The 15,638-nt window shown below is 48.8% G+C and carries 10 protein-coding genes; 1 reads left to right on the forward strand and 9 read right to left on the reverse strand.

All coding sequences use genetic code 11. From position 1 onward, the window contains the following. The first annotated feature begins 752 nt into the window (after window positions 1-752). On the forward strand, window positions 753-1,961 hold the full coding sequence (locus tag NG792_RS08780; protein WP_261235218.1) for a CAP domain-containing protein: 1,209 nt from the start codon (window positions 753-755) through the stop codon (window positions 1,959-1,961). A 127-nt stretch (window positions 1,962-2,088) separates the two neighbouring features. Here NG792_RS08780 and NG792_RS08785 read toward each other — a convergent pair whose 3' ends face one another. The 9 genes from NG792_RS08785 to NG792_RS08825 all read right to left on the reverse strand — a co-directional run bounded on the left by NG792_RS08785 (window position 2,089) and on the right by NG792_RS08825 (window position 15,600). After that, complete coding sequence (locus tag NG792_RS08785) at window positions 2,089-2,793, reverse strand: lysophospholipid acyltransferase family protein (RefSeq protein ID WP_261235219.1); 705 nt, start codon at window positions 2,791-2,793, stop codon at window positions 2,089-2,091. Between the two features lie 311 nt (window positions 2,794-3,104). After that, complete coding sequence (gene tadA / locus NG792_RS08790) at window positions 3,105-3,599, reverse strand: tRNA adenosine(34) deaminase TadA (protein ID WP_261235220.1); 495 nt, start codon at window positions 3,597-3,599, stop codon at window positions 3,105-3,107. 2 nt (window positions 3,600-3,601) lie between these two features. Further along, a complete protein-coding gene (locus tag NG792_RS08795; protein WP_261235221.1) occupies window positions 3,602-4,015 on the reverse strand; it encodes a thiol-disulfide oxidoreductase DCC family protein in 414 nt (137 codons plus the stop codon). A gap of 80 nt (window positions 4,016-4,095) precedes the next feature. Further along, on the reverse strand, window positions 4,096-4,410 hold the full coding sequence (gene grxC, locus NG792_RS08800) for a glutaredoxin 3 (RefSeq protein WP_261235222.1): 315 nt from the start codon (window positions 4,408-4,410) through the stop codon (window positions 4,096-4,098). 100 nt (window positions 4,411-4,510) lie between these two features. Beyond that, entirely contained in the window at window positions 4,511-5,035 is a 525-nt protein-coding gene (locus NG792_RS08805; protein ID WP_261235223.1) for a mechanosensitive ion channel family protein, read from the reverse strand. A gap of 231 nt (window positions 5,036-5,266) precedes the next feature. Then, window positions 5,267-7,867 (reverse strand): CHAT domain-containing protein, encoded by a 2,601-nt coding sequence (locus NG792_RS08810; RefSeq protein WP_261235224.1) that lies wholly within the window; start codon window positions 7,865-7,867, stop codon window positions 5,267-5,269. Between the two features lie 206 nt (window positions 7,868-8,073). Further along, complete coding sequence (locus NG792_RS08815) at window positions 8,074-11,259, reverse strand: S-layer family protein (protein ID WP_261235225.1); 3,186 nt, start codon at window positions 11,257-11,259, stop codon at window positions 8,074-8,076. Between the two features lie 268 nt (window positions 11,260-11,527). After that, window positions 11,528-13,396: a ShlB/FhaC/HecB family hemolysin secretion/activation protein gene (locus tag NG792_RS08820; protein WP_261235226.1), complete on the reverse strand. Its 1,869-nt coding sequence runs from the start codon at window positions 13,394-13,396 to the stop codon at window positions 11,528-11,530. Window positions 13,397-14,163: 767 nt separating this feature from the next. Beyond that, window positions 14,164-15,600 carry a cobyrinic acid a,c-diamide synthase CobB gene (locus NG792_RS08825; RefSeq protein ID WP_261235227.1) on the reverse strand — a complete coding sequence of 479 codons (1,437 nt, stop codon included), beginning with the start codon at window positions 15,598-15,600 and terminating at the stop codon, window positions 14,164-14,166. Window positions 15,601-15,638 lie beyond the last annotated feature (38 nt).

Consider the following 15,638-nt stretch of genomic DNA (forward strand, 5'->3'; position numbering starts at 1 on the left):
AGGAGGTGCAGGACCTGAAAGTTACTGTTCATCTCCGGTTGTATCCTCGAACAGGATAGGGAAGTTTTAAGGGGGTTTGAAAAGGGTTCAGAGGGATTTTGGTTTAGGCGATCGCCTAAACTATTCTCTCCCGGCCACACTCTTTTAGCAATGATACAGTTGTTTAAGTGCGAGGGGGTTAAACTTTACTCACAATTGGCAAACATTGGCTAGGAGTAGTCTCCAGTGCTTTTCTAGGCATACCGTAGAGAATGGGTGCTTGTGCATTCTTTGTCTGTGATTGCGATCGCCCATTTACGAGATCCCGATCAATTCCATTTTGCAAATTGCTGATGAATATAAGCGGGTTTTTCTTGTTCCCAGCTTTAACAAAGCTTTATATATTTACTATTGACACGCCTGATTTATTCACCTAAAGTAGAACTAAGAGCTACAAATCAGCTCAAAAATACAGGATTTTAGGGAGATGTTTACAGGAATTATTGTTCTCACCACTCTCGCTTAAAACTAGCGCACAATGGTCGCAACAGTTCCCTCAAACCCGGTGAAAAGTGACCCGGAAACCCGGTTGCCATAAAATTTTGGGTTGAGATTTAGCACCGCTTCAGCCAACCACTCGCTCCACGGATACCACTGGAGGGACGAGGGCGTTTAGCTTGAGCCTTTTTTCCGACCCGCCCGGGGTTGAGTTGACAAATTCATCGCAACTTAACTGACCCCGGAAGCGGATGATGTACACCAGGAGTAAATAGATGACTTCAGCATTTCTCAATCGTGTTGTCGAACTCACCAACGTAGAGCGCGCGCAACAGGGTTTAGCCCCACTCACGTTCAATTCGCAGTTAGCGGCGGCAGCACAAGTCCATAGCGTAAGCATGGGAATGAGCGATTTTATGGGCCATACTAATCCTATGGATGGAACCATCGCAGCCGATCGCGTCACGAGTCAAGGGTACAACTACCAGACGGTTGCTGAAAATGTAGCGGGGGGTCAACCGACACCGGAGCAAGTGGTCCGAGAATGGATGAATAGTCCCTCACACCGGGTCAATATCCTCAATCCAACGGTGACGGAAATTGGTGTAGGCTATCATTTTCAGGAAAATGATACAGGTAATGTCAACTTCTCCCACTATTGGGCTCAGGTTTTTGCCACTCCCCTGGATGCACCGCGCCCAGCACAACCCCGGCCCATCGTACCTCTGCATACTCCCACCCCAACTCCCACTGACGGAATTACCGTCATTTCTCAACCCTTAACGCCGAACAATCAGGGATTTTTTGACCTCACCGCCAATGTCGAGCGAGTTGAATTGGCTCCCGGGGCACTGAATGGCTATCAATTGGGGCTACGGGCCTTAGATGGAGATGATATCATCATCGGTTCATCTGAGGGGGAATTCATCAATGGGAACGGTGGTCGCGATCGCATCTATGGAAGCGGCGGAAATAACACCCTACGGGGTGGGAAAGGCGATGATTACCTTTTTGGTGGCGCTAACAATGACATCCTCAATGGCAACAATGATAATGATGTTGTCTTTGGCGGGGAGGGTAATGATATTGTGCGGGGAGGTAAAGCCCATGACGATTTATATGGTGAAGGCGGCGATGACAATTTAACCGGCGATTTTGGTACAGATGTTCTCATTGGAGGAACAGGGGCTGATTTGTTCATCCTGCGGCGCGACACAGCCGTTGGGGTGGTTGACCCGCTAGAAGCTGACTATATTACTGATTTTAAACGGGCCGAGGGCGATCGCATTGGCCTGACCGATGGGTTAACGCAAAACGATATTAGCTATCAGCGCTTCGTGGATGTGGATAACAATGGCACTCCTGATGCACTCCTTCAACTCAAGAGCACAAATGAAATTTTAGGGATTGTTTTAAATACCAATCCCCTGGAGTTAAATGGAATGTTTCAATCAGTCTCCCCAGACATTTTGACGACGGGCTAAGAGATTCTGACTCAGTGGATAGGAGGATTTTAAGCCGGTTGAGTTAACATCCGATAGAAGTTAGGGGGGGTGGGTTAACCACCCCTTTTTTTAGCCACTCAAAGCCGGAGATGGAATAACGCAAGGGTTAGCCCTGATTTTGGTCCATCGCCCGCAGTGCGGTTTCTAAATCGGCGGTGAGTTGATTCCCGCTTTCTTTAGGAGTATCTAGACGGTAATTAGATACTTCTAAGGGCGGGGCAATGGTAATTTTAACCTGCGATCGCCACTGGGGAATCCTCGGCTGATATTCCACATTTATCGGCACAATTTTCACGCCTAAATTAGGATGGAGGGATTCCGCTTGAATTGCCAGTCTTGCTAATCCAGGTTTAAGCGGATGAAGTTCACCATCGTGAAAAATAGCCCCTTCAGGGAAAATCGCTAACATTTGACCTGCTTCCAGGAGTTCGACGCCATGCCGCAAACTTCCAATTCCCGGACGTTTTCTATCAATGGGAAATCCACCCAGACGAGGAATTAACCAACCGGGAATTCCTTTAAATTCATCACTAGAGACCATATATCGTAAGTCCCGTCCGGTGATATGTCGGCCTGCGGTATATGCGACCAAAATCCCATCCCACCGCGATCGATGAGTCGGGGCCAAGATAGTGGGTCCAGCGGTGGGAAGATGTTCTTGACCGATGACTTCAATCTGTTTAAAGTAGGTAGGGAGGACGATAAAACGGCCTAATGGATATAATGCACTGGCTAACCACGGGGAAATTTTAGAATTTACCGAGGGAGCTTTTTCGGAGGGAATGGTAGATTTTAGGAGGGGAATTTGCATAATTTTGGGGTAGTTTTTAAGATAAAATAGAGAAAGAATCAGGTTCAATTGCGGGTTGATTTGAATTTAATCCGGTAATTTGAAAACAGTGTTTTAAACTGAATTTTTCTATTGTACTTGAATTGTTCCAGGCACAGGGGGAGAGTATGGACAGTTTGTAGATTGTCCTAGGGCGTTGGTACAGTAAAGGTTAGAAACCCGGTTTCTTGTCATTGGCAGTTTAACCTATATCCACGACCTCGATCGAACTTCAGATAGAATCCAATTTATATAATTTTGATTTGGGTTTGGATACTTTGAGCGATCCTAATTTAGGATTTTGTGTCTGGAGACTGTCGGCGTTGAGAGAACCAGGATTGTAATTGCTCTCGACAGGGGGATTCCAAGATGCCACCCAGGACGGATAAGCGGTGAAAGGAAGCGGGACTATCGGGGAGGTTGAGGACGGTGCGGATTGCGCCGCTTTTGGGGTCGTCGGCACCATAGACGAGGAGACTCAGACGGGATTGGGCGATCGCCCCGGCACATAAAGGACAGGGTTCTAGGGTAACATAGAGGGTACAGCCATTCAAATGCCAATTTTGTAACACTTGCCCCGCTGTACGCAGGGCGAGGATTTCCGCATGGGCGGTGGGGTCATGGTCCCGTTCTCGGCGGTTTTGGGTTCGGGCGATCGCCTTGCCGGAGGGGTCTACAACGATCGCCCCGACGGGAACTTCTCCGGCATCTCCAGCAGCTTGGGCAAGGGCGATCGCCTGACTCATCCAGTCCCGATGTATAAGATACTGCGGGTCTTGCACTCCCATAATTATGTCGGATAATTACAGGTTTCACAGTCGCCCGGATAGGTGGAGTGATAGATATCGGCGCGTTGTCCAAAGAGTTGATAACGGTTATCGCGGATTTGTTCATAGACGCGATCGCCGGTCCATTTCATCCCCGGAAGTGCGCGATAGGCACTGACAAATAGGCTGCCTCCGGGTAATAAATTCCCCAGTTCTTCTGCGGCATCACTGCCCTGCCACCGTCGTCCTGGGCAGTCGGCATCGATTAAAATCATCCCTTGTTCACAGTCTTTTGGTGTTATCCCTAAGCGAGAAAGACTATTTTCATCCTGCATAGGAATATAACGAAACATATCTTCCTTATCAAAGGTTTCTAACAGTTGGACTACGCTCACACAGAGATTGCACTTGCCGTCATAAATGAAAAAATAAGTCATGGTTTTTGGGGTTGGTGTTAACTCTTGAAACCCATTATTTTAAATTGAGTTCATCTCGGGATGACATCGAAACCTTTAAATTAATTGGGTGCTATGATTAAGAGGGGATCTAACTGTGCTTTGGCATCAAGTTCATACAAATCATCACATCCCCCGATATGGCGATCGTTAATAAAAATCTGGGGAACGCTGCGGCGTCCATTAGCCCGTTCTGTCATTTTCACTCGGGCAGCACCATCTCCATCAATTTTATATTCGATGAATTTGACCCCCTTCCACATCAGGAGAACTTTAGCCCGAATGCAGTAGGGACAGGTTTGCCAAGTGTAGATTTCCACATGGGCTTTGATGTTTTCCGGGTGACGCCCTAACAGGCGATTCAGGAAGTTTAGCATTGTTCGCAGGGTTTACAGATGGAAGTGGAACGGTTACAAGTTTAAAGGTATTACATATTATATCATGATTTTTACCCCCTAGGCGAATTTTTATTTTAAATCAGTAAATTTTGGTGATAATTTTTACCTCGGAATCTTGAATAATGCAGATTGTATTGGTGAATAAATAAGAATTGGGGATTAAGATAGTTTTGCCTTCTCCTTGCAGGGTCGTATAACGTAAATCAATATCGATAACGGTTCCTTCAAAGTTGCCCACGGAGATGCGATCGCGACGACGGAAGGGACGATAAATTAAAATCAAAGCCCCAGACACTAGATTAGAGAGGATATCCTTTAGGGCTAATCCCACGGCAAATCCAGTGAGACCCAACCCAGCAATTAACGCCGAAACATCAATACCCAGGGTTCCCAGGGCAGTAACAATACCCACAATCCAAACCGTACTAATAAAGGTTTGTTCCAGCAATTTTAGCGCATCCAGGCTCAACTTACTGGTGGTAGTGAGGCGGTGAATTAGCTTTCGCAACAAGGCAGCGGCAATCCAAAAACTGATGATAATCACCAGACTGCCAGCGACGCGGGGTGCGCCGATAATAATCACGGTTAATAACTGGTTTAGCATCCTTGTGAGTTCCACTCGGGAGAGTCTTGGCATTTGGAGGGGTGAGTTCGGGGGTGCCAACCTGCCCTTAACTATTGACCTGTTTAACCGAGTCAACCCTCCTGTAGGACGTCGGTACAGTCGGGTTGGTAAACCCGGTTATTCACCCAAATTTCTGATTATGAGCAACCTATTTGGAATAAAAACTGGGTTGGTTGTCCTCTTGATTTAATACTCTACCTACCCTTTAGTTTACAGCCAATTGCCCACTAAAACATAAGCTGCCCAATAAATAGGATGTTGATAATCGGGATTCTTCAACAGGTTGATTTGAGCTTGGCGCAAAGCTTCTGATTTAGTGAGATTACCTTCGTTTAAGGATTTGTAAAAGTCTATCATCACGGGGACCGTTGCGGCATCATCAATGTACCATAGAGTTGCCAGGGTACTGCGTGCACCGGCGCGAACAGCCATTCCTGCCAATCCCAAGGCGGCGCGATTGTCCCCCGTTGCAGTTTGACAGGCACTCAGAACCAGTAGTTCTAGGGCTTCGTTATTGTTACTGCGATTTCTCACGCGGAGTAAACTATCTAGTTCATTAACATTAATGCGATCGTCCCAAGCGAGAATAAATGTATCTTCTGCACTAGAACTAAATTGACCGTGAGTGGCAATATGAACCACGGGAAAGGGAGTTTCTAAAAGCTGTTGTTGTAAAGTCTCACGGGTAAATCCATTATCCATGAGGACGATGCCGGAAAGGGCAGCATTGATTTGTTCAACTTCCAGCGCCACATTCGGCAGTTGTGCGAAGCCAAATCGTTCTTCACTTAAACCGGCAGTTAAGGCTTTTAGCGCTTGTCGCTTCAGGGGTTGAAGGGCGGTGAGTTTGAGTCCGGGACTAACGGCAACGCTGTATTTTTCTAACAAAAATTGTTCCCCGTCATACAAGGCAGCCATTGGAATATTTCTAAACAGTCCATCGGGAACAAAGACTAACGTTTTAATCCCACTGGCGGCTAAAGTGTCTTGAATGGGGGTAATTAACCAGTTGTAAACGGTGTTGGCATGAACCCGATATTGTCGAGAAGTGCGAGTTACCAGGGTTCTTCTTAGGCTGATGAGAGTTTGTTCGATTTCTTCTTTGGGTAAGGGGGTGGAATAATGCTTTAACGGTTGATTGGGGAGAGAAACAATGACTTCTAAGCGATCGCCTAAGACGATGGGATAGATAATCGCCGCTGTGAGGTCAACCTGTTGTTTATCCAGTTCTACAGCATTGCTATCCACACAAGCATCGCGAAAAAAGTTATCCAGTTCGGCTAATTTCAGAGATTCGATCGCCTGTAATGCTTTTTGTAGATTTTCCTGGGAAATGCCCTGACTGGATGTGCGATTAGCAGGAGTTGAGGGGGCGTCTAACAGTAACGCCACTAACTCTCGGTAAACAGGTTCGACACTATCCCGAAAAGAAAACTGCACTTCCCGATTGGTAGTGACTAAATCTAGGCGCAACGACTCCAGAGAGTTAACCGCTTGAGAATAGGCTATCACAGCCCCCGGGCGATCGCCGATCGCGAGGAGTAACCGCCCCAGTTGCCATTGCCAGCGATAAGCAATATCCACCGCATTGATATATTCCGCCAACTCTAGCGCCTGTTGCGTGAGACTTTGGGCTTGCTGCCACTGGCGATTGCGTTCGTATAATTCCCCCAAATTCCCTAACGCATAAGATTCAGCGCGGCGATCGCCTATACTTTTGGCCTGTTGGACCGCTGTTCCTAAGAGTTTAGCCGCCTCCGGCAGGACCGAGTTCAGGGATGACTTCCCTTCATGCCACTGTAACCAACTTTGTGCGAACTTAATTCGCGCATACACTGCCATCCGACTCGGAGGCAATGCCTCGATTTGGGCTTGGATTTGCGGAATCCAGCTTTGGATGAGGGATTCAGAGGGCGAATTACTCAGAATTAGGGGATTTTCAACTAACAGAGAGAGGGCATTGAGACGGGCTTGGACCTGGGTATCGGCTGATTCTGCGTTAGCGGCGGCTTGTTGATACAACGCCAAAGCTGAGTCTCCATCTTGACGGGCGCGAACCGTATTCCCTAACGCGATCGCACTTTCACTCATGGCCGATGGGGACTGTAATCGCTGGGCGGTCTGTAAACTATCCCATAAGACCTCCTCAGACTGTTCTAAATCCCCCACCAGGCGTAAGGCATTTCCCAAGGCGAGTAAAGCCGTTACTTTGGTATCAGGATCAGTTTCCTCACCTAACCGGGCTTGGAGTTGTTCTAAGCGAGTCACCGATCGCCGGTATAATCCTAATGCCTGTAAAGCCCGGGCTTGATTAATCATCGCCCGATATTCCCCGGACTTTTCCCCCGCTTGGCGGTAGGCATCTGCCGCCTGTTCCCAAGTGGTTACTGCCGCTTCAGTTTGTCCCAGGGTAAATTCCAATCCGCCACGGGTATTCAGGGCTTGGGCGAGGACCCGAACGGATGAGGGAGAGTCCGTCTCACGTTCAACCAAAGCTAGACTTTCAGCGATCGCCGCTTTTGCCCTCTCCCACTCTCCCAATTCCTGCAACGCTGCGGACAGATTACTCAAGGCAACCGCTTGTTGCAATCGATTCCCTTCCCCATCACTGCGACTGGCAGCCGTTTCCCAAATCGCCACCGCTGCGGAAAATTCCCCAGATTGGTAAAGTTGACGCCCTTGTTCAACTAATTCCTCAGTGGTTTGGGCGATCGCACCCAGGGGTAAAGCTAACCAAAACAGACCAACAGATAACAGCAATCCCTGTTTAACGTGAGATAAAGGCTTATGTTGAGGGTGTCGCATTTTCATAAATAAATCTGGAGAACTGGACCGTGAAAAGTTCTGTGAAATCATTAATTAGGGGCCTTCAACTATCCAGTTCGTCTGTGTATGACTTGATGCCTGAATGACTCTTTGGCGTGAAGGAATTTTGTCAAACGTAAGCTGGGTGGACTTCGCAACTCAAATAAAAGGGTCAGCATACTCTGATAAGCGTCACAGAAGAGGGATAGCTTTCAACCCGGGCTAGAGGGGGAACAACGATCAGGGAACAACTGATAGCGGTTTGTCGGTGTAGCGGTTAACACCAGATTGCCGCGCTCGTCGATCGCCCATCCGGTTGTTTCCACCAGTGGTGGAGCCTCCATTGCCACCGGCGACTGCTGGGCGGGCTGGCGGCTGTGCGATTCTCCATTGAGGGCGACCGGACGCAAATCGTGCAAAACCGACCATCCCATCAAGGGTTGATTCGGATTTTCTGGCAAACCCCCTCGTCCCGTAATCACAAAGCGATTTCCTTTTTGTGCGCGACAGCCGCTGACGATGCGATCTCTGGGATCGGTAGGATTATCTTCTAACTCTACCAATCCTGAAGCTGGATCGAGAGCCGGTTCTTGGACGTTGATCGTGCCATCCAGACCCAACTGAGAACTAGCGGTAATCTGACTGTCAGGAGAGAGAAATAAACCTTGGGTGACAATATTGATGTTCCCCCCATTGCCACTGACGGCATTAGCGCGAACTAAACTATTTTCCAGGGCTACAATCGTACTGGCCGCGATCGCCAAGTTCCCGCCATCGCCCCGATCACCCAGTGCTTCTACACTAATGCCACCGTTATTGCTTAAAATCAAACCATTCTGGACGTTCAACTCCACATTTCCCCCCCGTCCAGAGGCCGTAGTTGCCGCAATCGAACCCTGGCGATCGACAGAGATGGATGAGGCATTAATTTGTAACGTTCCGGCATTTCCCGTACCTGCATGAGTTACGGTAATCGTGCCGCCATCGCTGAGTCTGATGCGATCGGCATTGATCGTCACTGCTCCCGTATTTCCCGTAGGAACCGGCGGGCTAAAAAATGCTTGCTGCAACTCTAGTGGTGCTTGGAAAGCACTCGCCCCCATTTGAGATTCAAAAAACCCGCCACTGGAAACCCCAACGATTTCAATTTCCGAAGCACTCACCGTAATCCGACCAGCATTTCCCGTCCCACTGGTAAATGCACCCATCGCCCCCCCATCTTTGAGGATAATCCTAGGGCTCGTCACCTGTAGTTCTCCCACATTTCCCGATCCAAAGGTTTGCAACCCCACCAAACTCGGCGATCCGATAAATGGATTTGCCCCCACCACCTTGATTTCTTCGCTCGCCTGAATCGTCAGATTGCCCCCATTCCCGGTTCCCGAACCGGGAATTGGTTCTCCCAATACCGACAGGGAAGGAAGCAGGGAGGAAAAGAGGGTCGCACCTGCTTCCACCTGTAATCTGCGCGTCGAAATTGACACATCCCCGGCATTTCCCGCTCCAAAGGTAATACTTCCCATCTGGGTGAGATTTTCTGGATTTAACGGCGTTACGCCACTCACGAGAATAGTATCGGCATTGACTCTGACATCTCCTCCATTTCCCTGTCCCGCATTGGGCAAAGGCTCTCCGAGAAGCTTGGTCAAGACCAGAGAACTCAAACCTGCTCCTTCTGTGAGGGTTAAACGCGGCGTGGAAACGCTCATGTTACCTCCTTCTCCTGTCTGGCTCGTCGAGACAAATAGTCCAGAGGCCAACACCGGGACGCGGGGATTCACTTTTTGCAGCAAAATCGACTCTGAGGCAGTAACGCTGAGATCTCCCCCACGTCCCGTTCCTTCATTCGAGCTTCCCATCTGTGCGCCATTGGTCATCGTGACTTCCACCGCAGAAATATTGACATTGCCGCCTTGGCCTGCACCCACTAAGTAACTAGAAATACCACTAAAGAGTAAGGGATTATAGGCAACGGCATTATCTCCCGTGATAGAATTTGCAGTCACGGTCATATTTGCACCCTTTCCTGTCGAGGTGGAACCGGCAAGGCTATTAATTTGTGCGCCATCGGTTAAGTTGATTTCTGTGGCATTGACGGTAATTTCTCCACCGGATCCGCTGGCAAAATTTTCACTGGTTACGCGACTGTTGAGATTGCGGTCTAATAGAGTGGGGCGGTCAATTTCGCTGATATCTGGAATGCCCGTAGGAGGAATGGCAAACCCCGCGATCGCCAGTTTTTCTGCATTGACGGTGACGTTTCCAGCGTTCCCCGCCCCTAAACTTACGGTTTGAATCCGAGAACCGTCGGTGAGGGTCGTTACTGGGGCATTCACAATTACTTCGCCACTATTTCCGGTAGCGGTTTGCAGCACTTGGTTGACAATCCAGGAACTAAAAGGAAAAATTAAATCAACGCCGGATAAGCTGAGAGATTCGCTGGCATTTATGGCAATATTGCCGCTGTTAAAAGTTCCGGGAGTCACTGCCACAATTTGCGATCGCTCTAAGCCAATATTTTTCCCGACCACTTGAATTCCGGCAATCGGATTGTCTACTACGGCTGGATTGAATAAGGAACTGCGATCGCTCAATTGAATGTTGCCAAATTCCGCCACGCGATCGTATCCCAACACGATGCCTCCGGGAGTGGGTATCACATCCACTCCCCCATTCGTCACGCTACCGATTTCAATCCGTCCCGACGGAACCGTTACCACTGCGCCATTGAGAGAAATATTTCCCCCTACCAAGGCAAATGTCTGTCCGGGGGCTACCCCCATTCCTTGAGGATTACTCGGAACAATATCGGGATTTCCAGTGCCTTGAACTTGGATATTACCGCCATTAGAATTAAATTGCAATCCCACTGGAACGCTCATGGTTAATAAAGGGGGTGCGTTGGGTTCACTGGCACTAAACGTGCTGCCATCGGGAAATTGCAAGCTGTTGGCGGTACTGCCAATAAATGAACCCCCAATATTGATCCTCGCATTGGGACCGAAGGCAATGCCATTAGGATTGAGTACAAATAAATTTGCCAACCCATTGGCGCGAATTAATCCATCGATTTCGGAAAGATTGCTGCCGGTAATCCGAGTAAAAATATTTTGAATGGTGGGGGAATTGTTAAAAAAGGCTTCGGTGTTGGTGGGGACTGAAAATTCTGAAAAACTGTGAAATAAATTGACGCCGCTTTCGGTCCCGCCTTCAATGGTGATGCTGTTGTCATTGGGAAGCAACACAGAATTGTTCGGTAAGGTGCTGTCGGGGAGAATTTGGGCAGTAGCAGGCGAAAGGCGGGCAAAACACCCCATTGACAGTGCTGTAAAACACCAAAGTGCGATCGCTTTAACAGAATGCTGCGATCGCGATCGGGATTGAAGTCGCCCCGGCATAGTTTTTTCCTCCAACGCAAGATAAATTAATCGGCTTATAACCTTGTCCCTGGTTCTTCACTGAGTCTGACGGCATTCAAATAACGGGTGATGGCGGGGGCCCGGTTGCATAACAGGATGCCCTAGACCTTTTTTTGAGGCCCCCATGAGTGACACAGGAGGGGTTATACAGAACTTTTCACTGTCCCGTTTGGAGAAGTAAAACAAGGGAAATCCCTTCATCCTGTTTCCAGCCAGCCACACCCTCCTCGGCTGTGAGTTTTTCTGATTAAAACGGGGTCGAGACAATGGAAAAATAAAAGCCATTTTCTTGCCAGGTGCGATCGCCAGACGGGCTATCTATCAAAGGATACCCCCAATCTAAGCGGGCTCGTAGGCGATCGCCGAAATCTAGCTGTAAACCCAGTCCTGCCGAAGCTAGGGTATTAGGGTCTGGATTGTCTCCATCTCCACTATTCCAAGCGGTTCCCACATCCACAAAGGGGATGACTTGTACCCCAAACCAATTTTGGCGATACACTGGGATGCGAAGTTCGGCAGATGCGATCGCCCCATTATCCGTCAAAAGCGCATCTTGGCGATAGCCCCGCACACTTTCTAAACCCCCTAACCCAAACTGTTCCAGAGGTAGCAACGAACCCGATGACAATTGGATATCCCCCCGGACTAACAGCGTCGGGGACCGTTGGGGGTCGCTGGTTTCCGAACCCAGAACCCGCAACCACTGTCCCTGTCCCCGCCAACTCAAAAAGCGACTATCCGGGGCGGAAGAATTTACTGTAGCATCAAACCAACCCACCCCGACATTAAACTGCGATCGCGCCGCTAAGACTTCCCGAGAACTGCGCGCCGTCCATTCTTGAAAGAACCGGAAAGCAGAAATCCGCGTTTCCCCATCGTCATTCGCCCCCGGAGAAAGGGGAAAATTTACCCCTAAAATGGAGGTTTCGCTAGAACGACGGGCGAAAGTCAATCCCATCGCGAATTCTCGGGTGGGACTTTGGATTAAGGGTTGCCGTAAGGTGAATTCAGTATTGCGCGATTTCGCTTCAATATCTACCCGATCGAAGGGCGGTTCGATAATTTCGCTTTCAGTGCGACCGTGAGACACACTAAAGGTACCATTGCGGGCATTAATCGGGAGGGTGTAACCCACATCCCACTGATTACTCCCTTCGGTGTTGGTGTAAGAGAGATTCAGGGTATCCCCAAACCCGAATAAGTTGCGATGGTAAACACTTGCTTTCTGGCGGAAGCTGCCAACACTGGGCGATCGCCCATTATCTAAGACGAACTCGCTGCCAAATGCCGATGCTTCCGTAATCCGCACATCTAGGACATTTTGGCCGGGACGAGACCCTGCCGCGAGTTCTGCGGAGATATTTTCAATTCGGGGGTCCAGTTGTAACAGGCGCAAGGCATCGAGGAGTTTATCAATATTGACGGGTTTTTCCGTGGCGATCGCCAATCGAGAACTAACATAATCGGGACTCAAGCGCTCATTCCCCGTCACATTAATTTCTTCTAATCCCCCTTCCACCACCTGAATCCTCACCACCCCATCTTCTAGGGTTTGGGGGGGAATTAACGCCCCAGAGGTAATATATCCCGCCTCGGTGTACCATTGAGTCACCGCCGTTCGCGCTTGCAACAGTTCCGCAAAGGACAGGGGGCGGTCCGTAAATGGGGCTAAAATCTCCGCCCAGATTTCGTTACTGAAAACGGTACTATCGAACACCTCAAACCGTTGTACCTCAATAGCCCCAGGAATTTCTCCCGTGGGGTCTACTTGCAATGGAGGGGCAGCCGGATCCGTAGTCGGGGGTTGCAGGAGTTCTTCCGGTGGGGGTAGCAAGGGAGGGCGTTCCGGTAGCTGGGGGCTACTCGGTGGCAGAGGATTGGGAATGCGCGAGGGATCCGTGAGCGTTCCCGGATTGGTTGTCTGTGCCAAAACTGCGCCCCCATTCCCCCCGAGGAGTAATAACCAGGTTAGGGTTAACTGAATTAAGGGGGTAGTTTTGCGGGACTCATAAGTCCTTTCCCCGGGTTCCCGGGCAAACCCAGATCCGGTGAAAGACGAGGGAGTGTTCTGACTTTGGTCGGATCGCGGATGTTGAGGCAGGTTAATGGTTGGCATCGCTAATGAGCTGATGAAATCCAGGTGGATCGAGTTGAGCTTAATGTATCGCAAGATCCGCGTTTGTACTTGATGACATAAGCAGGCGGATCGAAAAGAGGGGTTTTCAGTGATGACAACTCGGACAAATACCCTATCAGTTTCGAGAAAAGGCTGACCGGATGAGTCATGGCGAATCAGGAGAATCGTCAAAGCTAGGATGGAAATTGTTCCAGTTTTAGCATGGCGTTTGTGCTTATGAGATTCTCCCCGCTTTCCGATGCACCCGCCTTTTACTCTAACTGCTCTGAGGTCTTCTGCCAAGGGATTGGCTCTTCGATCCAGACTAATTATTGTGTTTTCTGATCTGATTACTGCTATTTCTATTCCATTTAAGCAAATCTGCTATCTGCTACCCGAGCGATCGCCGAGACAGGGATAACTTTCTCAATACCCCTTATTCTCAATTTCCCCTAAAAATTTATCCCTAAAAACAGTAAGGGCCTAGTCACAAGACTAGACCCTATTTACGGAATGACTGATTCTTCAAAATATATAGCAAAAAAGACGAAAGGTTTTAGACGATTGACAATTGCTTACTAGGGTTTACAATTTCCGCAGCTTCACCCTTGTGGGCCTCGCCGCACATCGGTTCTCAAGACAGGAGACACGCGGTCAGGTGAACCAAGGAATCTTTAAATCTTTCTTCTCCTTAACTTCTTTCTTTTCCGTGTCTAGTATTAAAGTAACATAGCCTTTTAAAATTTCCAAGTAGATTTTACAAAAGTTTACAAAAAAGGACTTGATCGCGGATCAAAGCTTTGACAACTGTGTAAAAATCTCTGGGGAATCTGCCACTGTCCCCCCCAATGAAGATGAATGTAAGAGGCATGAACAGTAGGAGTGGTAGACAAAGGAGAAGATCCCCATCCTTCCGGGGTGATTCCCGAGTGGCGATGGAATGCCTGGAGTTGGTAGAGGGGGGAAGAGGGTTCAGCAGTCAAATGCGATCGGTGGAACTCATGACCCCATACCCGGTCCCCAGTTTGGAATAAGGGGGTATCTTGCACAGTGGTGGCAAGGCGATATCCCAAACTGAGGCGGGAACCCATAACTGCATTCGCGGGTAAAATTCCCACCATTGCCCAAGATTTGCTGTCAAAATCAACTAAGTGCTGACATAAATACATCAAACCGCCACATTCGGCATAGGTTGGCATCCCCGAGGTGACTGCCTGATAAACCGATCGCAATGCAGGGGTGTTTGCCCCTAGGGTTTCAGCAAAGATTTCTGGGAAACCTCCGCCTAAATATAATCCTTGCACTCCCTCGGGTAAAACTGCATCCTTGAGAGGACTCCAGGGGACCAATTCTGCACCAAGGGATTCGAGACTGTCGAGATTATCTGGATAATAGAAATTAAAGGCAGCATCTTGGGCGATCGCCACTGGAATTTTTGATTTAACTCCTTGGCAATTGGGGATGTCTAGGGATTTGACAGCAGTTGCCGGAGTGGATTTCAGCAGGGGGAATAGCTGTTCCCAATCAAAGCAAGTTTCAGCCAAATGTGCAAGGCGATCGATTAAGGCATCCAGTTGGGGGAGTTCCGCCGTGGGAATTAAGCCCAGATGGCGATCGGGAATGGTAATGTTATCCTGTCGCCGCCAAACGCCTAAAATTGGAAATTGAATGGTTTCTAAGGCATCTTGTAGCAGTTCTAAATGGCGATCGCTGCCCACTCGGTTGAGAATAGCCCCAGCAATGTTTACCCTCGGATCCAGTGTTCGATATCCTTGGGCGATCGCAGCGATCGAACTCGATAACCGACTGCAATCCAAAACTAATATCACCGGCAATTGTAACAATCGGGCAATATGAGCGCTACTGGCAAAATCCCCCAGAGAAAATCCCGGAGATTCCTCCATCAGCAAAGGGGCTGGTTGCACCCCATCAAACAATCCCATCACCCCTTCAATTAGAGCAAATTCCACCGATTGCCAGTGGCGATTAAAACAATCTTGAACATAGTCCGGGGAAGTTAGAACCGGATCTAAATTGCGACAAGGGCGACCCGTGACATAGTGATGAAACATGGGGTCAATATAATCGGGTCCAACCTTAAAAGATTGAACTTTCAGACCTTGGCGTTGTAGATAGGCTAAAATTGCTAAAGTTATCGTTGTTTTGCCAACGCCGCTTCTTTCTCCGGCAATTATTGGGGTCATTTGTCATTGGTCGTTTGTCATTGGTCATTTGTCATTGG

It is taken from the genome of Laspinema olomoucense D3b (genome assembly GCF_025370785.1).
Classification (GTDB): Bacteria; Cyanobacteriota; Cyanobacteriia; order Cyanobacteriales; family Laspinemataceae; genus Laspinema; species Laspinema olomoucense.